The following is a 25,371-nucleotide window of genomic DNA, read 5'->3' as shown; positions in this document are numbered from 1 at the left end:
GCTACCTGCACACCTTAACGACCCGCTAATGCCGTTGCAGGAGCAATCTTAGTTGCTTTCCAGGCTGGATAAATTGTGGCAAGCAAGCTCATTACCAAGCCCATTATGATGACAACAACCACATCTTGGCTATGTAATTCAGACGGTAAAAAGTCAATGAAATAGATATCAGATGCCAACAACTGAAAGCCAAAAAGCTGTTCAAGCCCCTGAGCAATCGCACTTAAGTTATACGCAAAAATCACCCCTAAGATGCCACCAATCGTGCAGCCCATGATGCCGTTTAACGCCCCTTGCAGCATAAAAATGGTCATTATCGCACCGCGACTGATACCCATAGTCATTAAAATAGCAATTTCTGAGGCTTTGTCGCGCACAGCCATCACCAATGTCGAGACAATATTAAAACATGCCACTGCAATCACCAGCGCCAAGACTAAATACATCACTAAGCGCACTAATTGAATATCTTGATAAACATGCCCTTGCGAGCGGGTCCAATCATTGATGTATAAATATTGTTCCTGAGCAAAGCCTAAATCACGTGTAACTGAAGCGGCATTCAGCACATTAGCGACTTGTATACGCACCCCACTAACACCAGTACCTAACCCTAAAACGTCGGCTAAATATTCAATGGGCACAAAAGCTTGGGTTGATTCAATTTCGCCGCCCACATTGTAAACACCCGATACCACAAAACGATGGCTTTTGGCCGAGGTCAATTGGCTATTATTGGCATCAGGGGTGAACATCGCGACGGTATCGCCGACTTTGAGCTGTAGCTTATCGAGTAAACTGCGTCCTAAAACGATATTATTTTGATTACCTTGCAAAGATTGCCACGCTGCAGCAGACATATATTGATTAATAGTCGACACATCAGCTTCGTGATTAATATCAATCCCGCTGACCACAAGGCCTTGAAAGCCTGCCGGTTTTTGCACTAAACCTTGCAAGCGAATAAACGGCGCCACACCGGTAATTTGTGTTAAGTGTTGCGCACTGTCTGCAATCACTTTCCAATCGGCTATCGGCTCATTAACACCCACGAGCTCACCATGAGACGCTACGCCCAATAACCGTTGTTGTAACTCTTTTTCAAAGCCGTTCATGGTCGACAGCAATAAAATCAACACGCCCACACCCAATGCGATACCCGCCGTTGAGGCAAACGAAATAAACCCAATAAAGCTATTGGATTGTTTAGCACGAAAAAAACGCCAACCTATTGTTAACGGTAACCACTTACTCATTCGGCTTGCCCTGTTGTGTTAGCTACGGTTTGTAACACACCATCTTTCATGGTTAATTGACGGTCCATTTTAGCGGCGAGTTTATGGTCGTGCGTCACCACAACAAAGGCGGTATCAAACTGCTGAGCCAATTCACGGATCATCGCATAGACATTATCGGCACTGCTGGCATCAAGGTTACCGGTGGGTTCATCGGCCAGTACCAATTTAGGTTTGTTAATTAACGCCCGAGCAATCGCTACTCGTTGACGCTCGCCACCTGATAATTGCGCCGGAATATGGTTTAGACGATGCCCAAGCCCCACACGCTCAAGTAATTTTTGCGCATCGGCTAAGGTTTGCTTTTTATCTCTGCCTTGAATAAATGCCGGCATTGCCACGTTTTCTAATGCGGTAAACTCGGGCAACAAATGATGAAACTGGTAAATAAAGCCTAAATCTTGATTACGCACCTGAGCTTGTCTCATGGCAGACATGCTATACAAGTCTTCGCCGTCAAGCAGCACAGAGCCAGCTGTTGGGGTGTCTAAGGTGCCCATTATATGCAACAAGGTACTTTTACCTGAGCCAGAACTCCCCACAATGGCTAATTGCTCGCCTTTATAAACCGTTAAATCAACGCCAGACAACACATGAGTCGTGACTTCGCCATCATGGTATTGCTTACTAACGTGGTTAACTTGTAATAACGCTGTGTGTGTTTGACTCATTATTCGTATCTCAAAGCAGAAGCGGGTTGAACCCTTGCAGCCGACAGCGCAGGGTAAAGAGTGGCAAGTAAGGTAATTAATAGCGAGCCAACAATGATGAAACTCAATTGGGTGACTGACAAGGCAACCGGCAAGGTTTGCCCTGCCCCTAAAATGGCTATGCCGAGCGCCGACAATATACTGTTCAAATTAAGGGTTAAGCCTATGCCGACTATCGTGCCTAAAACTAAACCCAGTAATGCATTTAACAGTCCTTGCACAATAAAGATAGCCATCACAGATGATGTGGTCACGCCCTGGGTTTTAAGCACGGCAACGTCAGTGGTTTTATCCACCACCATCATCACGAGTGCTGACACCATGTTAAATGCGGCAACGGCCACAATTAAACTCAGCATCAACGACATCATGTTCTTTTCCATCTTCACAGCAGAAAATAAATGACCATAGTCTTGACGCCAATCACTGGTTTTAATTTCAACGCCTTGCTTGGCAAAGGCATTAACCATTTTTGAGGCCATTTGCGGAGCTGTAAAAGGGTCGGACAAATACACCCGTAACTCATTTATTTGTTGGCTGTTTTGACGCATCAACTTGCGCGCATCTTGATAATGCACATACGCAACGCTGCCATCAACTTGCGAACCCATTTCAAATACGCCCGCCACAGTAAATTTACGCTGGCTCGGCACCGGGCCCATAGGGGAATACACCACACCATCGCCACTGAGTAATCGAATTCTATCGCCGGTATTCACATCAAGCTTACGCGCTAACTCGCTACCAAGGACAATATTGTAATCACCCGCAGTAAGTTGCTCAAAGGCATTTGAATAGGTATGCGAGGCAATGCTCGACAATGTTTGCTCAAGCTGTGGATACACGCCATACACTTGTACCGCACTGATGTTTTTGCTCGATTGGATCATCGCCTGCGTGGTCGTGCTTGGCACCATGCCTCGGATGCTAGAGCTTAATCCATCTTCAGCCAACACACGCTGGCTCAGCGGCTGCCAATCAGTAAAGCCAGGCTCGCTGATTAAGGTTAATTGCGGCACAGCACCCAGGATACGGTTTTTTAATTGGCCTTCGAGGCCATTCATTACCGAGCTGACCACAATTAATGCTGCTACACCCAAAAAAATACCCGATACAGCAAAAAAGGTAATAAATGAGGCAAAAGCATTGGCTTTTCGGGCACGCCAGTAACGGTAGCCGATAAAAAACGAAAATCCGAAATTCATAAAAAAATACTAATCCTATGCGCTAATCACAGCGTATTAGTCTGACAATCAAGCTAATTTTGAAGATGAAAACAACAAGCCATTGTGTATGACTTGCTAAATCATTAAGTTGGGCACGATAATAGGGCTATTAGTGCGATAAATAAAGAGGCAAACCTTGATACCTGACAGCAATTCTTATTTTAGTGTGCCTCATAACTTTAACGCTTACTTGTCGCCGTGGGATGCAAGCCAAGGTTTACCAAGTGAAGATGAGCTAAAAGACATGCAATCTGTGGGCTTAAGGTTATTGACTGAAGTCAAAACCCTCGAAGCCAGTTGCCTTTTACAATTACGTAATTTAGATAATGACGCCAAAGCGGTAGTGGATTTTTTAAAGTTGCAATCTCGCAAGGTCGATTTAGTATTGCAACATGTCCTTGAAAAAGAAGTGCAAGAAGGTCAGCACGTTAAAGGCAATCAATTCGGCGGTAGTGGCATCAGCATCACCAGTACGTTTGCACTAAACGTGGGAGATTATTATAAAACCCATATTTATTTGCACACAGAAGTGGTCGCCTTATTATGCATTTGCCAGGTCACTCAGTGTTCGCCTATTAACCAAGATGACCGAGAAGATCAAGACAGCACACCACAATGGCATGCTGAACTTGAGTTTAGTCAGATTCTTGAAGATGATATTGAACAACTTGTTAAAGCCAGCTTAGGCGTGCAACAAAAAATGCTTAAAAAGCGTAAACAGAATATTGATAAGCAACGACGCTAACAACCGCGTAAACATAATGGCGTTTCAATACAAATTGACAGCAAACGGAACTGAAAAAGATTTTAATGAAACAATTTAGTGTACTCACGCCGCCGAGTGTAAAAAAAGGCCAACAAATGCAAACTTTGGCAACATTAGGTGGGGTATCTCAAGCCATCACCTTAGCCAAGTTAATTCAGCAACATTCTGGTACCAGCCTAGTGGTCACCCACGACACCCCAAGTGCGTTGTCGCTAGAGGTAGAGCTAAGCTATTTATTGCAACACAGCCAAGTTAATGTGTGCTTATTTCCCGACCGTGAAACCCTGCCTTACGACAGCTTTTCACCACATCAAGATTTGATTTCTCAGCGACTCGAAACCCTCGCCAATATTAGTCAAAGCCAGCACAACGTGGTTATTGTTCCAGTTAATACCTTAATGGTGCGCCTGCCGCCAAAATCATTTATGACCGCCAATGTCATGGTGCTCAATAAAGGCGACACATACAGTTTGCAACAAGCAAGACAACATCTTACCGACACAGGCTATCACTTAGTAGACCAAGTGTATGAGCACGGTGAGTTTGCGATCCGCGGTTCTATCATTGATATTTTCCCTACTGGCTCTCGCCAACCACTGCGCATTGAATTGTTTGATGATGAAGTCGAATCGATTCGATTTTTTGATGTCGACACCCAACGTTCTGGCATGGCGCGCGATGCCATTCGCATGTTGCCAGCAAAAGAATTCCCAACAGACAGCCACGCTATTGAAGGCTTTAGACAGCGCTATCGTCGACGCTTTGAAGTGATATCGAAAGAAGCAGAGTCTGTTTATCAATTGGTTAGCCGCAATTTGATGCCAGCGGGCATTGAAAACTACCTACCACTGTTTTTTGATGAAACCGCAACACTATTTGACTATTTACCTAACGACAGTCAATTAATCACTTTAGGCGATATCGACAAAGCCAGTAAAAACCATTTACACGAAGTGGCGGTGCGTTATGAAGACAGACGCATTGACCCATTAAGGCCGCTGCTGGCGCCGCAAGAATTGTATTTATTACAAGATGAATTATTTGCCGCATTCAAACCGTTATCGCGCACGCAAGTTATTCAGCAAATCCATGCTAACGACACAGACAACGCCGGTCAGCCTCTAGCGCAAATCGATTTACCAGCACACGCCATTATGGCCAATGTTGAAAAACTGCCCGACATTAATGCCAACCACAAACTCAAGCAGCCTTTAATTGCGCTGCAAGAGTACAGTGCGACACAGTCGCAATTATTGTTTAGCGCCGAATCCGAAGGTCGCCGCGAAGCCTTACTTGAACTCTTTGCCAAAATTGGCATTAAACCCAAGCAGTTCGATCATTTAAATGACTACCTCGCAGCCAAAGATGCCATCGGCTTAATGGTATCGCCGCTCAGCCGTGGTTGTGTACTAACAGACACACCAAGAGGTATGGTAAGCGTTATTTGTGAAACCGAGCTGTTCGGCCAACGAATTTCACAGCAACGTCGCCGCGAAAAGCAAAAACAAGTCAGTTCAGATGTCTTAGTTAAAAACTTAGCCGAGCTAAAAGTCGGTCAGCCTATTGTGCATTTAGAGCACGGTGTGGCGCTGTATCAGGGGCTTGAAACGCTTGATACTGGCGGCTTAGTCGCCGAATACTTAAAGCTAGAATATTCAGGTGGCGATAAACTCTATGTGCCAGTGTCATCACTGCACTTGATCAGTCGCTTTAATGCCAGTGGCGACGGTGACGCCCATTTAAACAAGCTCGGCAATGAAACCTGGGCCAAAGCAAAACGCAAAGCCATTGAGCGTATTCGAGACGTTGCAGCTGAGTTATTGGATGTCTATGCTCGTCGTCAAGCTCGTCCGGGTGAAGCTATGGCCATTGATGAGCAAGAATATGCACAATTCAGCCAGGGTTTCCCTTTTGAAGAAACCGTCGACCAAGAAACAGCGATTCATGCCGTACTGGCAGACTTACAAGCCCCGCTGGCTATGGATCGTTTGGTGTGTGGTGATGTGGGCTTTGGTAAAACCGAAGTCGCCATGCGCGCGGCGTTTGTCGCCGTCAATGCAGGTAAGCAAGTGATTGTATTGGTTCCGACCACTTTACTGGCTCAACAACACTACGAAAACTTTAAAGACCGTTTTGCAGACTGGCCTATCGTCATCGAAGTGATGTCACGTTTTAGAACCACCAAAGAGCAAAAAAGTGTCGTAGAGCAACTGTCTGAAGGTAAAGTCGATATTGTTATTGGTACTCATAAACTATTGTCAGCAGAAGCCGACTTTAACAATTTAGGTTTGTTGATTATCGATGAAGAGCACCGTTTTGGTGTACGTCAAAAAGAAAAGATTAAAGCATTGCGAGCCAATGTGGATATTTTAACCCTTACCGCCACACCCATTCCACGCACACTTAACATGGCCATGTCTGGCATGCGTGATTTGTCGATTATCGCCACGCCACCCGCAAAACGTTTAGCGGTAAAAACCTTTGTGCGCGAATACGACAAAGCCACTGCGCGTGAAGCCATTTTACGTGAGATATTACGCGGCGGTCAGGTATATTATTTACACAACAATGTCGAAACCATTGAAAAAACAGCACAAGACATACGCGACTTATTACCCGAAGCTCGTGTAGTGACGGCCCATGGGCAAATGCGCGAACGCGATCTTGAAAAAGTGATGTCAGACTTTTATCACCAGCGCTTTAACGTGTTGGTGTGTACCACTATTATCGAAACGGGTATCGACGTACCCAGTGCCAACACCATTATTATCGACCGTGCCGATATGTTTGGTTTAGCCCAGTTACACCAATTACGTGGTCGTGTGGGGCGCTCGCATCATCAAGCGTATGCTTACATGATGACGCCGCATCCAAAACGCATGACACCCGATGCCCGTAAACGTCTTGAAGCCATTGGCGCATTAGAAGACCTTGGCGCAGGCTTTATGCTTGCCACCCAAGATTTAGAAATTCGCGGCGCAGGTGAATTACTCGGTGATGAGCAAAGCGGTCATATTTCTAAAATTGGTTTTAGCTTGTACATGGAAATGCTCGAGTCTGCTGTTAAAGCATTAAAAGAAGGTAAAGAGCCCTCACTTGCCTACATGATGAGCGCCAAAGCGGAAATCGATTTACGTATCCCCGCTTTGCTGCCTGAAGATTATGTCAGCGACGTCAATATGCGCTTGTCACTTTATAAACGTATCGCCAATTGCGAAAACGATAATATGCTCGACGAACTCAAAGTCGAATTTATTGACCGTTTTGGCATGTTGCCGCAGCCAACGCGTAATTTAATGGCCATTACCTTGTTTAAACATCAAGCAACCGCACTGGGAATCGTTAAAATTGAAATGCATGCCAAAGGTGGTAGCGTTGAATTTGGCCCTGAAAACTGCGTTGATCCAATGTTTATTATTGGTTTGTTGCAAAACCAGCCACAAATCTATCGAATGGACGGGCCAAATAAGTTAAAGTTCACCATTCCTGCTGAAACAAGCAAAGAGCGTCTTGAATTAGTCAATACCTTGCTTGAACAGTTCGCTAAACACCAAACTGGAGACAAATAGTGCTTCGTAAATTTGCGATGTCTATCGCCGCTATCACAGCGCTATCCCACAGCTTTTCAGCCCATGCAGAATCATGGTTTGAGGTTGAAGTATTTGTATTTGAACGCCAACATCCGTCAGTTGAAAAATGGCTCGATGCATCACCACCAAAATTAGCCAATAATACTGTTGATATTATCACTCCGGTGATCAGTACCGACATTACTGGCGTTGCAGTGGGACTCAATGGTTGTTCGTCTACCGACTGGGCCAGTGACACCAGCAACTGTAACGACCCTAAAGTGAGTAATAATATTGCCACTCACCCAAGCCAGGTGCCTTTTAATATTGGGGCAAGTAGCCCACAATCGGCTTATTTGGGTCAAGGTCCATTATTGCTGGCACAAAGCCAAGGGCAATTTAGCGATATTATCCGCACCATCAGTCGTGAACCCTATGTGAAAGGTTTAGTACACTTAACCTGGCAGCAAAATATGCAGTCTCGTCGAGCGGCAAAACCGGTGCGTATTTTTGGTGGTAAAGATTTCTCTAAAACCTTTGATTACCACGGCTTAAGCGTGAATAAACCCGCAGACAGCAGTAACAGCATGCCTGCAGGTGATTACAGTGCATTGGGTGGGTTTTATGATGCACCGAAAATCAGCCCAGTGTGGGAATTAGATGGCTCAATTAACATTTACCTAAGCCATTACCTGTACATCGAAAATAATTTGGCGTTGCGTAAACCAACCCAAAAAATGATTGAATCAACTCCTGCTGCGTTTAACGAATACGCTGCATTAGATATTGATGGTAAAAAGCAATTAGCCCCTTACCTGCAAAGTATTCCATTAATTCAAAACCGCCGAGTAAAAAGTGGCGAGTTACATTATTTTGACCACCCACAAATGGGCATTGTGATGCAAATTCGTAAAATGGCGCAACCTACCAACGTGAAGCCAATTGATTTGACCGGTTATAAACCACAAGCTCAATCAATGCCTTACGCGGGTTAATCGCTGCTGAATTAACACATAAAAAAACCGGATCAACTGATCCGGTTTTTTTATTGCAAACTTAAAGCAAACTTAAAGCAAACTAACGCGTTAACGGTTAATTTGACTCACCAATAGCTGCGCCGCTTGAATGCGGGCTTGCTGCTCTAGAGCATGGCACACTTGCGCAGGCTGACTTTTAAGCGCCAATGCCGTATGCAGCGGCTCGTCTGCTGGCCAAACAAAATCAGTCAGTAATGCATTAACGCCTGTCGGGTCGTTACACACTAAAATCATGTCACATCCCGCCTCTATAGCCGCTTTAGCACGTCCTTGATAGTTACCCGCAAAGCTCGCGCCCTTCATGCCTAAATCATCAGAAAATATCACCCCGTCAAACGCCAATTGTTGACGTAATACCGTTTGTAACCAGTATGCTGAAAACCCAGCAGGATTAGGGTCAATAGCTGAATACACTACGTGCGCGGGCATCACTCCTTGCAACTGTTTTTGGCCAATCAGTTGCTTAAATGGCACCATATCAAATGCGTCAATCACGTCTTTAGTGCGAGGGTCTACTGGCATTGCAATGTGCGAATCGGCAGCAACACTGCCGTGTCCAGGAAAATGCTTACCTACTGCTGCCATACCCGCTTCGTTCATGCCGATAATAAACTGCTCAGCTAGCGCACTGACGTGTGCAGGGTTAGGACTAAAACTGCGTTTACCAATCACTTCACTTATACCGTTTACATCTAAGACCGGTGCAAAACTTAAATCAATATCGCACGCAAGTAGCTCTATCGCCATTAAAAAGCCACATTCTTTCGCCCATTGTTTTGCTAATGTTAAATCCATGTTTGCAGCGGGTAAAATATCACCCATCGCTGGAATTAAACTAAAACCTTCACGAAAACGCTGTACCCGGCCACCTTCGTGGTCTACGGCAATTAACAATTCTGGCCGAATGCGGCGAACTTGCTTAACTAGCTCAATTAGCTGGTTTTTATTTTCAAAATTGCGTGTAAATAAAATTATTCCACCCACTTTTGGGTGTTGTAACTGCTCGGTTTCCAGATTTGATACTGTTAAACCGGCTAAATCCATCATTAAATAGCTCAAACTGTTCCCCTAATCGTATCGTCAACGTCTAAATATTGCGGTTATTGTGCATGATAAGACAAGCTAATGTGAAAATTATGCATAAAAAAATCTAATGAACTGTCATTCATCAAACTGTGGGATACTCTGCTCACAAAAGAGATAAACCGCCAAGTTGATATAAGGCGATTATACTCACTAATAACGAAAACAATAAACGACTCAGCAAGGGTTACACAAGATGATTAGTGTATTTGACATGTTCAAAATTGGTATTGGTCCTTCAAGCTCCCACACGATGGGCCCGATGAAGGCTGGTAAAATTTTTATTCAACATGTAGCAGACAACAATTTATTGGATCAAACCGATGAATTACAAGCCGAATTGTTTGGATCTTTAGGTCAAACAGGCAAAGGCCACGGTACCGGTAAAGCGGTCATTTTAGGCTTAATGGGTGAAGACCCTGAAACCGTTGACACCGATGGTGTTGATGCCATTTTAGACGCTGTCTCAAAAAACCAACAGCTCACTCTGGCCGATGGTCGTTTAGTGAAGTTTACCCGTGATGATGGCGTCACTTACCACAGACGTAAAACCTTACCTGCGCATGCCAACGCCATGACGTTATACGCGCTATCAAAAGGCGAATGCATCTATAAGCGCACTTATTACTCTGTAGGCGGCGGCTTTATTCTTGATGAAGATGAAATTACCCAACGTAATGCATCACCTGCCACACCGATTGAACAAGCCCCCTACGACTTCAACAGTGCTTTGCATTTATTGCAACTATGCTGCGATAACGGTTTAAGCATTTCATCGTTAATGATGTCTAACGAAATGAGCATCGCCAGCGAAGAAGACATTAAACAAGGTTTGTGGAAAATTTGGCAAACCATGAAAAGCTGCGTAGAGCGCGGTTATCAAAAAGAAGGTATTTTGCCTGGCGGCTTAAAGCTTCGTCGTCGTGCCCCTGCACTGTATCGTCGCTTAAAAGCCGAAGGTCGTAATAATACTGATCCGCTAACCGCAATGGATTGGGTTGATTTATTTGCCTTGTCGGTTAACGAGCAAAATGCCGCGGGCGACCGCGTTGTTACCGCACCAACAAACGGTGCTGCGGGCATTATCCCTGCGGTATTGTGTTACTACGATATGTTTGTGCAAGAAGTCGACATTGATGTCTGTAGCCGTTACTTACTCACGGCAGCTGCGATTGGTATTTTATACAAGAAAAATGCCTCTATCTCTGGCGCTGAAGTAGGCTGTCAGGGTGAAGTAGGCGTAGCTTGCTCGATGGCAGCAGGTGCATTAACCGAAATTATGGGCGGTACGGTTGAGCACGTCGAAAACGCCGCCGAAATCGGCATGGAACATAACCTTGGGTTAACTTGCGATCCTGTTGGCGGCCTCGTACAAGTGCCGTGTATTGAACGTAATGCGATGGGCGCGGTGAAAGCCATTAATGCCTCACGCATGGCACTGCGCGGCGACGGTAATCACAAGGTGTCGTTAGACAAAGTCATCAAAACCATGATGGACACCGGTAAAGATATGCGCAGCAAATACAAAGAAACTGCCAAAGGTGGTTTAGCGGTTAACATCGTTGAATGTTAAGTTTGATTAGCGGTTAATTACTTACCATTAACCACATTAACACAATAAAAAATGCCTGTTATCGCTAACAGGCATTTTTGTATCATTTTATCAATCAAATCAATAACCACATATAGTGATCGTATGGTGGGTTAATCCATTAACTAATGCGTTTTAAATTGACCAATTTGTCCACGCAGTTGCTGCGATAACTCATCCACTTGTACGCTGGCACTGTAAGATTGCTGCGCGTTGTTCGCCGTTAATCCTGCTTCGTCGCTGATATTAACAATATTACGATTAATCTCATCCGTCACTGCGGTTTGTTCTTCAGCGGCAGTAGCAATTTGAGTCGCCATATTCGATATAGTCGCAACCGACTCAGTAATTTTACTGAGTGCCTCACCCGCTTGCGCGGCTTGTTCTGTGCTCTTAAATGCTTGCTGACGACTTGAATCCATTACGGTCACCGCATCTTTCACACCGTTTTGTAACTGACCAATCATTTGCTGAATTTGATTGGTCGAATCTTGCGTGCGTTTTGACAATGTTCGTACTTCATCCGCCACTACCGCAAAGCCTCGACCATGCTCACCCGCGCGTGCAGCTTCAATCGCTGCGTTAAGAGCCAGTAAGTTAGTTTGGTCAGAAATACTGCGGATAACCTCTAAAATGCTGCCAATATTATCGGTATCTTTTTCAAGCTGATGTAACGCGGTGGCTGCGTGCTCAACGCCATTGGCTAATGCTTCAATTGAGGTAATCGTAAGCTGAACCACTTTATCACCCTGCACTGCTTGGGTATCAGAGTCCTTGGCTGCTTGGGCGGCTAATTCGGCATTGTTGGCCACTTCAATCACGGTGGCTTGCATTTGATTCATCGCCGTTGCCACTTGTTCTGTCTCACTTTGTAGACGCTGCATACCGGCTAAGGTTTCATTACTTGAAGAAGTTAACTGCACACTTGCCGTGCCCAATTGCTGGCTGTTGTCATTAAAGTCAGTAATTAACTCGCGTATTTGGCGTACAAACAGGTTAAAGCTACGTGCCACTTTGGCAATTTCAGTATTGCCGCTGTCATCAAGTTTAACCGTTAAATCTTTTGCACCCGAGGCGATATTGCGCATCGAATCATCTAATATTCTCAAAGGGTTAACAATCGTGCGGTAAAGCAGCAATAAAATAATGGTCAGAAACACGCCGAGGCCGATATTTCCCCACAATTGCACGCTGGCAGCCGATTGCGTGGCTAATAAGGTTTCTTGCACCGCGGCATCAAATTTACCATCGATTTCATCAGCCAATAAATCTAAATCATCAGCAAGGTTAGATGACACTTCATCAAATCCACCCGCCCCTTTCATAAGCTGATTACCCGCTTCAGTACCTTGAGTTAAATAAGCATCAGCCATATTAACGCCAGAGGCATGCAACTCATTCACCTTGCGTTTAATCTCTTGCGCTCTTTGGCTCACCTCTGGCGCAACAGCAATCAATAAATCAAGCTTTTCGAGTGCGCCGTTTAGGCTTTCTAATGCTTCCGCTTTAGCTTCATCGCTTTTGGTGGCGCCAACATCGGTTAAAAATTGTTGAATTTGCACCACAAAATAACGCGTGTCTTTAAGCGCAAAAATAGCATTAACCTGTGCTTCTTCGTGCACGACACCTTCATGAATATGGGTTTGTTGAATATTACTGACCGAAATCAAAATCACTAAAGCCAACAAGGAAAGCGTGATTGTGATTTGGAGCATTTTTTTGATTGATAAATCAAACATTGTTGAGGCACCTGTATCGGTATAAGTAGATCCTGTTTATAGGATAACGCTCGGTATATTGACTGTCATTAAGTGCAAATCAATTATATGCACTACATCTTATAAACATAGAAAATGCATTATACAGACAGTCCAAAACCCTTAAAAACCTATAATCCCTCACAAATTTATAACATCATCATACTTTAGCCTGAAGCACATAGGAATGGCCTTGGTGTTTTTTGCGTTATTTTGTCGCTTGAAAGACCCGCAGAGTGTTAGATGACCGCTTTAGGAAAGAGGTCCGAATGAAAAAAGGTAATCTAACGATCTAACTAAAGGTGTGACTGTAAACGCCGGCTTTACAATAACAGAGGTCTAATACAATCTTTACTTATAATAACGCCCTTCTTTCACTTCGCAAACCTCATTTTAAAACAGCTAGTTACCTCCAGTTCTCTTGCCATATTTTGTTAACGCGTTAGAATGCATTTAATAGTATGATTAATAGTTATCGGAGCGCGACATGGAAGTAAATAATGAAATGGATGAAGTAAGCTTTCTAGAAAGGAATAATATCTCAAGTGAAGATTGGGGAAAATCAAAAATTGACTGGCTTACTTTGCAAAAAAAAGGTGCTGACCATCTATCAAAACTTGATGAAAGGAAAGAAAGTGCTGAACTTTTTGCACGAATGATCCAGAGGTGTCCAGAGGTTCATTCCGTTAGATGGCGGGTCAAAGATCCTGAACACTTAATGGAAAAAATTGTCAGAAAAACAACTGAAGGCTCTAATTCATACAATGAGATTTACTTAGACATTAATGCAGACAATTATCATGAAATAGTTACTGATCTAGTCGGAGTGAGAGCACTGCATTTATTTAAAGATGATTGCTTTGGAATTGATGAATATCTCCGTAATCTTTGGACGACTAAAGAGCAACCTGTCTACTACGTAAGAGAAGGAGATAATGAAGCTACTGGTCACGAGCGTTTTGATATTAAAACACATCCAGCAGGCTATCGTTCTATCCATTATGTTTTTGAATCTACACCATTAAAACAAAAAATATATACTGAAGTCCAAGTGCGAACAATTTTTGAGGAAGGTTGGAGTGAAATAGACCATAAAGTTAGGTATCCTAATTTTTCAGATAATGAACAAGTTTCATACTTCCTAAGAATTTTTAATAGGCTTGCTGGTAGTGCCGATGAAATGGGCACTTTCGTTAAAAAGTTAGTAACCGAACTTGAATCAACAGCATCACAACTTACCGCAATAGAAAAAGAAAATATTGAAATAAAACAAAAGCATGAAAAAAACATTGCCGAAATTGACCGTTTATTTAGTGAGCTTGATAATTCTAATGACAAGCATAAGTTTCAAGAAGATCTGGTTAAAAATTTAAAGAAAGAAGTCGAAAAACTAAAAGCACAATCTAAAAGACAAGAACTTACCACAATTGGACGTAAGGCGCTTTTAAATACTTTATTCAGTGACATTCATCATAGGAACAATAACACATTAATTATTAGCGCTCCCAAATTTTCAAGTCCAGTTAAACACGAAAAAGATGAAGATGAAAGCTAGTAACTCATTTTTGCAGGCTTCCCTATTACAGGGCTCTACTTCGCTCAGTATAATGTTCAATAAAAGGTTATGCTTTTGTGCACAAATAGTGTGCTTTTTAGCTGCATTTTTACGGGCGTCTTAGGCGTATTAATAAGAACTGTCCCTTATTCAAATTATAATTTTCGTAAGGATAATTAAATGTTTGCATTGAACAACAATTTTCTTTTAGGCGATATTGTTCTAATACGCGGTGCGGCCAAAAGTAGCAAGATAATTGCACAAATGACGAACGGTCATTTCTCGCATGCTATGATTAACCTTGAGAATGGTCTTGCACTTGAAGCGATAACTGGTTCTGGAGTTCAGGTTACAAGTCACAATAGATTATCTTTTAAAAATAAAGAAAATATTGCAGTTTTGAGATGTAAATTTCCTGATGAAGAAACCAAGAAAAATGTTAAAAATTATATTGCCACTAAATATCAATTATACCAAGGTCGTGGATATAGTTTAAAAGGAGCTACAAAATCCATTACTAAAGATAAAAAAGACTATACAGCAGGTCAATACTTTTGTTCGCACCTTGTTGCAGGTATATACGCTGACTCTGGTTTTCCATTGTTTGAAAAAGAACCCTATAAGGTCACTCCAAATGACTTTCTAGGTTCAAGTTTACTAGAAGACGTAACAGATACAGTTTTAACTGCTTATTCTGATATCACTATAGAGAGAGTTAAAAATGCAAACAAAATAATCGAATGTATAGATTATGGGAGTAACACTCTTTCAAAAGATGCACTTAACCATCAAAAACTAATTCAGAACACTAAAAAATATTTTATCCGCTTTGGATTGAAAGCGCCAGAAAGAACGCAACAATTTATTGATATCCTTACAGACCCTTTTAATGTTAGATTCGCAAATAAATTAGACTATTTAATTAGTAAAGAATATAAGAAAATTGGAATAAATCAGTATCTCCAAAATTTAGGTGACGAACCAGACTTTGAAGCAGATCTTAAAGTTTTAATAAGTGAGTTTGATAATTATGGAATTTCACATGCAATCAATACTTACAAGGCTTACGTAGCAATTATTACTAGTTCACTTGTCAAACATGAAAACCTAAATGAATTGAGAGAACTTTTCAAAAAGGTTAATCATAAGTATAAATTTAAATATTCAGAATTAAAACTTGAATATTATGATTGTATTTTAAAAATGTGCGAAAATAACATAAATCATTTTATTGAAGCTTGTAATTTTATTGAATCAAGATATCCTGAATCACTTCAAGAGCTTGAATTTCTGAAAGAAATGATATCAAAACAAATTTCATCTAGTTTAATCGCACCTCGGGTGAAGCTTTTGTATAAATGTTAACTTTTTATCAAAATTTTTTTACCAACGTCAATCTTTAGATCTTAAATGAAATTTCAATCTTTTTCCTTAGAAAACAAACAAAGGCCATCGCATACAACTAGCAAATACAGTAACAGAGAAACGTAAAGTCACACTTGAAGTCCTATCAAACCAGGGGCTGATCATACTCGATCGCTTTTCATACATCCTTTTTTAAAACAAAGAGATAAAAAATAGCTTGATTGATCTCGCCAGTATGATCAAATAGCGCTCTTTTTCTTTTTCTTTGTCTTTATACTTAATATGCTTAAACATCTCGATAAGATTACTGATTGCCGTTCCCATATAAATCAAGAACATGATGTCATTGATATCTGCTTCCTCGTCCTAAGCACAGTGATATCAGGTGCGCAAAGTTGGGCCGATTGCCACGAGTTCGGGACATTAAAACTCATGTGGCTGCGTAAATATCGCCCCTTCGCTAATGGTATTCCCAGCCAGCAGAGCATTGGTCGCATTTTCAGAGGAGTGTCAAAGCAATCCTTGCTAGATGCCTTGTTGAGTTGGGTTAACGAGCATCGGCTTAGCACAGGACTTTCTTCTATTGCGATTGATGGGAAAGTGCTTAAAGGTGCTAAAGCATCAGCCTCGAGCGCTGCATTACATATGGTCACTGCATATGATACCGGCTCTGGTTTAGTCTTCAGCGCTAAATCAGGTGCGAGCAAAAAGAGTGAACTCAAACTCGTTCAAGAATTGCTGACGTGTCTTGATTTGAAGTCTGAGTTACTGACATTTGATGCGCTGCATTGTCAGACACAATCACTTGATTATATTGTCAAAGAAGTTGGGCATTGTATTTTGCACGTCAAAGGTAATCAGCCCAAGCTGTACGAGGCAGTACAGGCACAATTTGCTGATTACATTACAAATACCCCAGATGCCGAACAGGGCAACCGCATGAGTGTGTGTTTTTTGAGCGCTATGAATAATTTCAATACTGAATCACTTCCAATATTCATGAAGTGATAACGTACTGAACAAATATAGTTCTAAAAACATACTTGCTCTGTATGAAAAACGTTCACGATCTTGCCCTGAGATGCCGAATGCTTTACGCAAGATGATAAAGGCCATGGTCGAGTTGAAAAACGGGTAACGTTTCAGTGTCCATTGAATTTACCCGCTTAGGTAAAGATGAAATGGTCTCAATTAAAAACATTAATCGCAGTAGATCGTCATCGAAAAGTGGGTAACAAAACCAGTATAGATACGCATTTTTATGTCAGCAGTGCAGTGCTGACATCAGAAGCCTTTGGTACCGCGATTAGGGCTCACTGGCAAACGGAAAATAATCAGCATTGGCTTTTAGATACGCTATTTCAAGAAGATAAGTAGAAGATGTATGATAAAGATGGTGCCAGTATTCTGGCTATTTTAAGGCGTGGGGCATTAAATCTAGTGAAGCTACATCCCGCTAAAACAAGCCAGAATCAGAAATTCAATAGCGCTTGTTGGAATGATGATTTCAGGGAAAAGATTATTTTTGGCGCTAGTCAAAAAGTCTAATCAGCACCTGGCCGATTGGTGGTATTTTAGCAAACAATCATTCAAATACTGCTAATGCTAACTCATATAAACTAGTTAAAAGGGTTAATGATCTAGAGCAACGAGTATCGGCTAACGAGCTGAAAATAAGACAAGCTTTAAACCTAAAAAACTGTGATATAAATATTAAGTTATTCCTAGATAAAAACTATGTACCACAAGTATATGAATCAACAAAAATGTCACAGTTAAATATAAGGTTGATATTGTAACAGGCTCCGACTTTGATTTGCAGAATCAGACTCTAACATTTCTAAAGCAAGGATTATCACTTGCCGAGCAGGCGGTGATTTCTTCGTTAAATAGCACCCTTCTTAAATCCCAAAAGATTTTCATCATTAATCAACTTATGTTGTTAATTCAATACCTGCATTTTTTGCATTTAATCGTTGTTTTCTGGTCTGAATTAGCATTAGATGTAAGTAGGTTGTATTTGAAGGAAGAAATGAAAGAATGAAAAATATTATATGTGATATTGATGGTGTGTTACTGCACGACAACAAGTTGATCCCTGGTAGTGATAAATTTATTCACCGCATCTTAGAGCAAGGCAATCCGCTGGTTATCCTCACTAATTATCCTGTACAAACCGGTAAAGACTTACAAAACCGTCTGGGTGCGGCGGGCATTAATGTACCCGAAACCTGCTTTTATACCTCGGCAATGGCAACGGCGGATTTTCTTAAACACCAAACCGGCACCAAGGCCTATGTGATTGGTGAAGGCGCCCTCACCCACGAGTTGTACAACGCAGGCTTTACGATTACCGACATTAACCCTGATTTTGTGATTGTGGGCGAAACGCGCTCATACAACTGGGAGATGATCCATAAAGCGTCACGCTTTGTGGCGGGCGGCGCACGCTTTATTGCCACCAACCCTGATACACACGGCCCAGCTTATAGCCCTGCTTGTGGCGCATTGTGTGCCGCCATTGAGCGGATTACCGGCAAAATGCCTTTTTACGTGGGAAAGCCAAGCTCATGGATTATTCGCTCCGCACTGAACCACATTCAAGGCCATTCTGAAAATACCATTATTATTGGTGACAATATGCGCACCGATATTTTAGCGGGCTTTCAAGCCGGGCTTGAAACCATTTTAGTCACCAGTGGCGTGAGCCAAATGAGCGACATCGATAAAGAACCGTTTAGACCAAACCATGTGTTTGCCTGCGCCGGTGATATTGACGTGGTCTAAGGCCACACATTTAACGATTACATTAAGCCATTACATTTACATTAGGTAACACATTATCAAGCCAGAACCCTTGTCATAGCGCGCTGGCTTGATTCATTATGCTGGTCCGAAATAATAAAAACGATAATCAGGATAGAGCATGAAACGACTGTTTCCTCTTTGCGCCGTAGCGCTGCTCAGTGCATGTAATGGTGGTGAGTCAACCACCCCACCACAAGATACCCCAACAAAAACAACTCAAGTGAGCTTTGACGAGCTGCGCTTTAGAACCGATATCGAAACCTTATCATCAGACAAATTTGAAGGCCGTGCGCCCACGACCCACGGCGAAAAACTCACCCTTGACTATCTGTCTGCCGCTTTTACTAAAATGGGTCTTACCGGTGCAAATAATGGCAGCTTTTTACAGCCTGTGCCGATGGTGAGTTACACCGCGAGCGAACAACAACTGGTCAATTTAGCGGGCATTGAGATGCAATATCGCCGAGATATTGTGCTGGGCAGTCGCCACGACAATCAACAAGTCAGTATCAAGGATGCCCCATTGGTGTTTGTGGGTTATGGCATTAATGCACCTGAGTACGAGTGGAACGATTATCAAGACATCGATATGCAAGGCAAAATAGCCATTATATTGGTTAATGATCCCGGTTTTGCGCATCCTAATGATAAAAAGTTTAACGGCAATGCCATGACGTATTACGGCCGTTGGAGTTACAAATTTGAAGAGGCCAGCCGTCAAGGTGCGCTGGGCGCGATTATTATCCACGACACCAAACCCGCATCTTATCCTTGGTCTGTGGTTGAAAACAGCTGGACAGGTGCGCAACAAGATTTAGTGCTGAACAAAACTGAACAAGACAAACGAGTACAAGTTGAAGGTTGGATAACCTTAGACAGTGCCAACAACTTGTTTAACAAAGCGGGTTTATCATTACCCTCGTTAATGGACCGCGCGGCAGACAGCGCATTAAACGTTGATTTAGCCCAAAATGCCTCTATCGAATTTACCAATAAAGCGGACTATGCCGACAGTTATAATGTCGTGGCCACCTTACCTGGTACTAGCCAGGTTAATGAGCATATTCTGTTTACCGCCCACTGGGATCATATTGGTACCGATGACAGTAAAGAAGGCGACAAAATCTACAATGGCGCCCTAGATAATGCCTCAGGCACAGCGGGCATATTAGAAATAGCGCGTCAATTTGCCGATCAAGCTAAAGCGGGTAATGGCCTTAAACGCTCATTAACCTTTATTGCTACCACGGGTGAAGAACAAGGCTTACTTGGTTCTCGCTACTACGCAGCCAATCCGCTTTATCCTATCGATAAAACGGTTGCAGTGTTTAACCTCGACAGTACCAATGTGTATGGCAAAACCAAAGATTACACCATTGTCGGCAAAGGCCAGTCTGAGTTAGAAGTGTATTTAGATAAGGCTGCTGCAAGTCAAAATCGAGTCACCACAGGCGAAAGTAATCCAGCCTCTGGCGGTTTTTTCCGCTCAGATCATTTCAGCTTTGCCAAGTTAGGCGTTCCAGCCGTATTTGCCGGTGGCGGCGCAGAGCCGCTTGATGAAGCAACCGCGAAGTATAAAGCGCTAATGAGTGAGCAAATGAAAGGCTGTTATCACAACGTATGCGATCATTACCATGCAGATTGGGATTTGTCTGGTGCATTGCAAGATTTGGGCGTGTACTACCAAGCAGCTGCAGAGTTAGGTAACAATCAAGATTGGCCTGGCTACTTTGCCGGTTCTGAATTTAATCAATTACGTCCTGCAGATTAGCTCAGCACCACCTGATTCCTTCCCCCCAGTAAGGATTGGCCCATCATGTATTTGATGGGCTTTTTTTATTCGTATTTGGCTATTATTTTGCTATTATTTTGCTAGTAACCATCTGTGCCATTAATCTTTGTGTCATGTAAGCGTTGTGTGAGCTAAGCCGCTGGATAAACGTGACTACAGTTTACTAAATTCATTTAGGGCTTCGATGGCTAAAGCCGCCTTTTCGGTTTGCACAAAAATATGGTCATGATAATAAGCGGCAATGACATTGGCACTGATGCCTTTTTCAGTGAGTTTATTAGCCGCTGCTGCCGTTAAACCAACGGCATCAAGACTAGAGTGTACCGTTAAGGTAATGCCTTTAAACACTGACTCAAAAGACAAGCCACCCTCTAGCGCTGCCGCTTTGGTTAATACTAACGTCAACCCTTCTAATTCGCGAAAGGTCGCCAGTGGCGATAAGCGTTGATAATCACCATATTGGCCGCCCGGCACTGAGCAAAAAACGTATTCATCATCTAACAATACTGGTGACATTGATGCCAGTAATGTCGTTAAATTTGTTTCACCTACCATACTTTTTCCTTCCATAAGTTTTCGTTATAAAGTGATGTTATTCATCACGTTCGGCTAAGTGAGCAACAAAAGTGATCCTATCGAGTATTAAAACACATCACTCGTTAAATATGATCGGCTACCTGCAAGTGAATAGAAGCCCCATTATCGCGCATCTGCATGTCCCGTAGGCGCCATTATGGCCATGTTAATGGCGTAAAATGACCATTAAACCCCACTTTTGCTCAAATAAACATCAAACGCACAGCATTAGTGCAATTATGGCTTTTAGTGGGATTTGATTATGAAATCTTAAAAAAAATAGCCAATATCGCGATAAAAATAAAGATACTGCAGATAAATAGTGATTTCACAAAACATTACTCAAACAAAAAGATATTTAAAAGAGATAAAGTCATTAAAAACACCATATTTATGATGTTATCTCAAAAAATTGACTTGGCAGTTAACAAAAATGCTGGCAAAGTAGAAAACAGATAAAGATTAGCCAACGCTGCTGGAGCTGTATTATGTGTTCAATATTTTCAATTTTAGACATCAAAACTGATGCAAGTAAACTTCGCCAGGTGGCGTTAGAAATGTCAAAGCTACTGCGTCACCGCGGCCCAGATTGGTCTGGCATCTATGCTGATGACAAAGCCATTTTAGCGCATGAACGTTTATCGATTGTTGACGTTGACCACGGAGCGCAACCGCTTATCAGCCTTGATGGCAACATAGTATTAGCCGTAAACGGTGAAATTTATAACCACAAGCAATTAAAAGCTCAGCTAGGTGACAAATACCAGTATCAAACCAACTCAGATTGCGAAGTGATTTTGTCACTTTACCAAGAATACGGTTGTGACTTTTTAGACAAACTGAACGGTATCTTCGCATTCGTACTGTATGACAAAGCCAAAGGCACTTACTTAATCGGTCGCGACCACATGGGTATTATCCCACTTTACACCGGTCTTGATGCGTCTGGTAACTTCTACGTTGCCTCTGAAATGAAAGCATTAATGCCAGTATGTAAAACCGTTGCTGAGTTTTATCCAGGACAGTATTTATATTCTGCCGACGGTAAACCTACTCAGTATTATCATCGTGACTGGCGCGATTTTGACGCCGTTAAAGATAACCCAGCTAGCATTGAAGAATTACGTGACGCATTAGAAGCGGCGGTGAAACGCCAGTTAATGTCAGATGTTCCTTACGGAGTATTATTGTCTGGTGGCCTAGATTCATCAGTGATTTCAGCCATTACCCAAACATATGCAAAACACCGTATTGAAAACGATGGCGAAACTGGCGCATGGTGGCCACAACTGCATTCATTTGCAGTAGGGTTAGCAGAATCTCCTGATTTGGTTGCGGCGCAAAAAGTGGCCGATGCTATTGGCACTATTCATCACCCAATTGTGTATACCTTCCAGGAAGGCTTAGATGCGATTAAAGAAGTGATTTATCACTTAGAAACATACGACGTCACCACTATTCGTGCCGCTACGCCAATGTATTTAATGGCTCGTAAAATTAAGGCCATGGGCATTAAAATGGTGTTGTCTGGCGAAGGTGCTGACGAACTATTTGGTGGCTACTTGTATTTCCATAAAGCGCCTAACGCCCAAGCGTTTCATGAAGAATTAGTGCGCAAACTTGATAAGTTACACTTATTTGATTGCCTGCGTGCTAACAAAGCCATGGCAGCATGGGGACTAGAAGCACGCGTACCTTTCTTAGATAAAGAGTTTATTGATGTAGCAATGCGCATTAACCCTGAAGCGAAGATGTCTAAAGACGGTCGCATTGAGAAGCACATTTTACGCCAGGCATTTGAGCACAAATTACCTAAAGAAGTGGTGTGGCGTCAAAAAGAGCAATTCAGTGATGGTGTAGGATATTCGTGGATTGACGGCTTAAAAGCTCACGCGGCAGCCAACGTTGATGACGTGCAATTTGCTAACGCTAAATTCCGTTTTCCGTACAACACGCCAGAGTCAAAAGAAGCGTACTTCTATCGCAGCTTCTTTGAAGAGTTCTTCCCACTCACCAGTGCAGCAGAAACGGTGCCAGGTGGCAAAACAGTGGCCTGCTCTACACCAGAAGCACTATTGTGGGATGCAAGCTTACAAGGCATTAACGACCCGTCGGGCCGTGCAGTGAAAAACGTTCACGCCAGCGCTTATTAATTGCAAGTCGCATAACAAACACCACCTACCTAGGTGGTGTTTTTGTTTATACTAACCACTCAAAAGCACATAAAGAGAATCCGATAGATGCCAGAAATCAGTATTTTTAATTTAGAAATGACCGACCGCAGTCAACTTAACGCTAAGCCGCAATCTAACGGTTTAACGTTAATCCAGGCCAAGGTTAAACAATTTGAATTCAATCGATTTCTGTATCAATTTGTCGGCGCTGCATGGGAATGGACCGATAAACTGGCGTGGACAGACAAGCAATGGCAAGCCTATAGCGAAGCGGAAAACCTGCACTTGTATGTTGCTTATGTTGAGGGAGCACCTGTTGGTTATTTTGAATTACAGCAACAAGAAGCTGGCAATGTCGAAATAATGTATTTTGGCCTAGGAGAGCGGTTTATTGGTAAGGGCTTTGGTGGTTATTTACTCACACAAGCAATCGAACATGCGTGGGCATTACCCAATACTCAACGTGTTTGGGTGCATACGTGTTCGTTAGATCACCCCAGTGCATTACATAACTATCAAGCGCGTGGGTTTACGCTCTTTAGAACCGATATTGAACCGCAAACAAATTAGGCAATACAGGAAAAATAGGAAAAATAGGCTGGTGAAACCACAGATTAGCGATGTTTACTCGCAATTGCGCGTTGCTGCATAATGCCGAACAAGGCAGTTTTTTGTTGATCGTTCATCGAATGCCACGCTAGGATTTCATCTAACGATCGATGGCAACCTAAACACACATCGTTGCTGTCTAAGCAACAATGGCGGACACAAGGTGTTTCAACTGTCGAGCGATTATTCTGACCATACGGCATATTCATTACCATTTACGTCGGTGAAGTGAAAACGTCTACCTCCGGGGAAAGTAAAAACATCACGGCTGATAGCCCCGCCCGCTTGAGTAATTGCAGTTTGTGTCGCCAGTAAATCTTGACTGTAAAGAACAATCAATGGGCTGCCTGTTGCTAATGTAAACTGGGTAGACGACTGGTAAAAACTGCCGTCAATACCCACTTGTAAAAAGCAACAGTAATCAGGACCGTAGTCCTGAAACTGCCAACCAAACACTTGCTTAAAAAAGGCTTTAGTGGCCAACACATCTTTTACCGGTATTTCTAAATAATTAATTTTGTTGTGCTGGCTCATATTGACCTCAATTAAAGGTGTTAAACACACTGGTTATTAGATGATGAGCATAAAACGAGTCGATGATTAATGTGAGTAAAACGCCTTAAGTGACGTCTTACTGTATTAGCGCCGCTGCTGCACCAATAATGCCACCAAACACTCCGCCCCATACCACTAACCAACCTAGGTGGGTTTTAATCATATCTTGTATTATCTGCTTGACTAACTCTGGGGTTAACTCGTTTAAGCGTTGCTCAACAATATTGGCGACCTTAGCTTGCATATCGGCCATGACACTTGGTTGTTCAAGCTCACTAACTAAAATAGCGTTAAATTGATCACTTTGCGCTAATTCGACCAAAGATAGCTTCATTTTTTCAATAAAGGGCTCTTTTAATGGGATGAGTGCTTCAGTGCCGCCAAACATTGCTAACATGCCACCAAACGATGACTTCTCGATCGTATCAACCAACGCATCAAAAGACGGCGCTAAATCAATTTTTTCAATCACGGGCGTTAAATCAATATGACTGGCACTGCTGCTCGTTAAAAAACGGTCAATGTTTTCTTGGGTAAAAAACTGCTGCATCATTAAATGTTGAATACCGGCTTTAAATTCTTCAAAACGTGATGGCACTACGCCAGAACCATATAACCCTGGGACTTTTTCAAACAGCATATGGATCGCTAACCAGTTAGTGATTGCGCCAGATAATGCAAATAAGCCTATGGTTAATACGATTTGCTGTTCTAAGCCGTAACCGACCAATACAAAAATGGCGGCTATTAAATTTGTCGCTACGCTCTTGTTCAATCTCTGTTCCTTAACATTATCCCGTCCCGATAATAGGCCACACCTTGAATGCAGTAACTATATAGAGGACACAAAAAAACCTCGGTCATTTTATCAGAAAATGGAACCGAGGTTTATAGCTTGTTATG

20 protein-coding genes and 1 pseudogene are annotated in these 25,371 nt (G+C 42.5%); 12 read left to right on the top strand and 9 right to left on the bottom strand.

Annotated elements, in window-relative coordinates; translation table 11 throughout:
- Nucleotides 1–14: 14 nt before the first annotated feature.
- From lolE to AC19MV_RS19520, 3 genes are read right to left on the bottom strand one after another with little or no spacing between them, the layout of a single operon-like run.
- A complete protein-coding gene (gene lolE / locus AC19MV_RS19530; RefSeq protein ID WP_498309649.1) occupies nt 15–1,256 on the bottom strand; it encodes a lipoprotein-releasing ABC transporter permease subunit LolE in 1,242 nt (413 codons plus the stop codon).
- On the bottom strand, nt 1,253–1,966 hold the full coding sequence (lolD, locus tag AC19MV_RS19525; RefSeq protein ID WP_432403820.1) for a lipoprotein-releasing ABC transporter ATP-binding protein LolD: 714 nt from the start codon (nt 1,964–1,966) through the stop codon (nt 1,253–1,255). The genes lolE and lolD overlap by 4 nt, the downstream gene beginning before the upstream one ends.
- Entirely contained in the window at nt 1,966–3,210 is a 1,245-nt protein-coding gene (locus tag AC19MV_RS19520) for a lipoprotein-releasing ABC transporter permease subunit (protein ID WP_498309647.1), read from the bottom strand. The genes lolD and AC19MV_RS19520 overlap by 1 nt, the downstream gene beginning before the upstream one ends.
- Nucleotides 3,211–3,367: 157 nt before the next feature.
- On the opposite strand from AC19MV_RS19520, the gene AC19MV_RS19515 reads away from it, so the two are divergent.
- The 3 genes from AC19MV_RS19515 to AC19MV_RS19505 all read left to right on the top strand — a co-directional run bounded on the left by AC19MV_RS19515 (nt 3,368) and on the right by AC19MV_RS19505 (nt 8,561).
- Nucleotides 3,368–3,976, top strand: coding sequence for a hypothetical protein (locus AC19MV_RS19515; RefSeq protein ID WP_432403824.1), 609 nt, complete (start codon nt 3,368–3,370; stop codon nt 3,974–3,976).
- Between the two features lie 65 nt (nt 3,977–4,041).
- Entirely contained in the window at nt 4,042–7,566 is a 3,525-nt protein-coding gene (mfd, locus tag AC19MV_RS19510; RefSeq protein ID WP_498309645.1) for a transcription-repair coupling factor, read from the top strand.
- Nucleotides 7,566–8,561 carry a peptidoglycan binding protein CsiV gene (locus AC19MV_RS19505; RefSeq protein ID WP_498309643.1) on the top strand — a complete coding sequence of 332 codons (996 nt, stop codon included), beginning with the start codon at nt 7,566–7,568 and terminating at the stop codon, nt 8,559–8,561. Before mfd ends, AC19MV_RS19505 begins: the two co-directional genes overlap by 1 nt.
- A 90-nt stretch (nt 8,562–8,651) precedes the next feature.
- Here AC19MV_RS19505 and nagZ read toward each other — a convergent pair whose 3' ends face one another.
- Entirely contained in the window at nt 8,652–9,662 is a 1,011-nt protein-coding gene (nagZ, locus tag AC19MV_RS19500; protein WP_498309642.1) for a beta-N-acetylhexosaminidase, read from the bottom strand.
- Between the two features lie 220 nt (nt 9,663–9,882).
- Between nagZ and AC19MV_RS19495 the strand changes: the two genes are divergently transcribed.
- On the top strand, nt 9,883–11,259 hold the full coding sequence (locus AC19MV_RS19495) for an L-serine ammonia-lyase (protein ID WP_432403847.1): 1,377 nt from the start codon (nt 9,883–9,885) through the stop codon (nt 11,257–11,259).
- A gap of 143 nt (nt 11,260–11,402) precedes the next feature.
- On the opposite strand, the gene AC19MV_RS19490 is transcribed toward AC19MV_RS19495, so the two are convergent.
- Entirely contained in the window at nt 11,403–13,016 is a 1,614-nt protein-coding gene (locus AC19MV_RS19490; protein ID WP_498309640.1) for a methyl-accepting chemotaxis protein, read from the bottom strand.
- Between the two features lie 505 nt (nt 13,017–13,521).
- Here AC19MV_RS19490 and AC19MV_RS19485 point away from each other — a divergent pair.
- The 6 genes and pseudogenes from AC19MV_RS19485 to AC19MV_RS19460 all read left to right on the top strand — a co-directional run bounded on the left by AC19MV_RS19485 (nt 13,522) and on the right by AC19MV_RS19460 (nt 20,533).
- On the top strand, nt 13,522–14,589 hold the full coding sequence (locus tag AC19MV_RS19485) for a RelA/SpoT-related domain-containing protein (RefSeq protein ID WP_498309639.1): 1,068 nt from the start codon (nt 13,522–13,524) through the stop codon (nt 14,587–14,589).
- Nucleotides 14,590–14,769: 180 nt separating this feature from the next.
- The gene (locus AC19MV_RS19480; protein WP_498309638.1) at nt 14,770–15,954 is read left to right on the top strand and encodes a hypothetical protein; all 1,185 of its coding nucleotides are present in this window, start codon (nt 14,770–14,772) and stop codon (nt 15,952–15,954) included.
- 282 nt (nt 15,955–16,236) lie between these two features.
- Nucleotides 16,237–16,962, top strand: coding sequence for an ISAs1 family transposase (locus AC19MV_RS19475; RefSeq protein WP_498309636.1), 726 nt, complete (start codon nt 16,237–16,239; stop codon nt 16,960–16,962).
- 67 nt (nt 16,963–17,029) lie between these two features.
- Nucleotides 17,030–17,502: pseudogene (locus tag AC19MV_RS19470) on the top strand (ISAs1 family transposase); the annotation flags it as partial.
- A 492-nt stretch (nt 17,503–17,994) separates the two neighbouring features.
- Nucleotides 17,995–18,741 (top strand): HAD-IIA family hydrolase, encoded by a 747-nt coding sequence (locus tag AC19MV_RS19465; protein WP_498309635.1) that lies wholly within the window; start codon nt 17,995–17,997, stop codon nt 18,739–18,741.
- Between the two features lie 139 nt (nt 18,742–18,880).
- Nucleotides 18,881–20,533, top strand: a complete 1,653-nt coding sequence (locus tag AC19MV_RS19460) for a M28 family metallopeptidase (RefSeq protein WP_498309633.1) — start codon at nt 18,881–18,883, stop codon at nt 20,531–20,533.
- A gap of 174 nt (nt 20,534–20,707) precedes the next feature.
- Here AC19MV_RS19460 and AC19MV_RS19455 read toward each other — a convergent pair whose 3' ends face one another.
- On the bottom strand, nt 20,708–21,109 hold the full coding sequence (locus AC19MV_RS19455; RefSeq protein ID WP_498309631.1) for an ACT domain-containing protein: 402 nt from the start codon (nt 21,107–21,109) through the stop codon (nt 20,708–20,710).
- Between the two features lie 509 nt (nt 21,110–21,618).
- Between AC19MV_RS19455 and asnB the strand changes: the two genes are divergently transcribed.
- Together asnB and AC19MV_RS19445 are read left to right on the top strand one after the other, a co-directional pair.
- Complete coding sequence (asnB, locus tag AC19MV_RS19450; protein WP_432403858.1) at nt 21,619–23,283, top strand: asparagine synthase B; 1,665 nt, start codon at nt 21,619–21,621, stop codon at nt 23,281–23,283.
- 87 nt (nt 23,284–23,370) lie between these two features.
- Nucleotides 23,371–23,874: a GNAT family N-acetyltransferase gene (locus AC19MV_RS19445; protein ID WP_498309630.1), complete on the top strand. Its 504-nt coding sequence runs from the start codon at nt 23,371–23,373 to the stop codon at nt 23,872–23,874.
- A gap of 44 nt (nt 23,875–23,918) precedes the next feature.
- Here AC19MV_RS19445 and AC19MV_RS19440 read toward each other — a convergent pair whose 3' ends face one another.
- The 3 genes from AC19MV_RS19440 to AC19MV_RS19430 form a co-directional block, all read right to left on the bottom strand.
- Nucleotides 23,919–24,122: a DUF1289 domain-containing protein gene (locus AC19MV_RS19440; protein WP_498309628.1), complete on the bottom strand. Its 204-nt coding sequence runs from the start codon at nt 24,120–24,122 to the stop codon at nt 23,919–23,921.
- On the bottom strand, nt 24,097–24,447 hold the full coding sequence (locus AC19MV_RS19435; RefSeq protein ID WP_498309626.1) for a VOC family protein: 351 nt from the start codon (nt 24,445–24,447) through the stop codon (nt 24,097–24,099). Before AC19MV_RS19435 ends, AC19MV_RS19440 begins: the two co-directional genes overlap by 26 nt.
- A gap of 97 nt (nt 24,448–24,544) precedes the next feature.
- On the bottom strand, nt 24,545–25,243 hold the full coding sequence (locus AC19MV_RS19430) for a DUF445 domain-containing protein (RefSeq protein ID WP_432403866.1): 699 nt from the start codon (nt 25,241–25,243) through the stop codon (nt 24,545–24,547).
- Nucleotides 25,244–25,371: the final 128 nt, after the last annotated feature.

It is taken from the genome of Shewanella sp. MF05913 (assembly GCF_059758095.1).
This window is presented reverse-complemented; position numbering and strand designations above follow the sequence as displayed.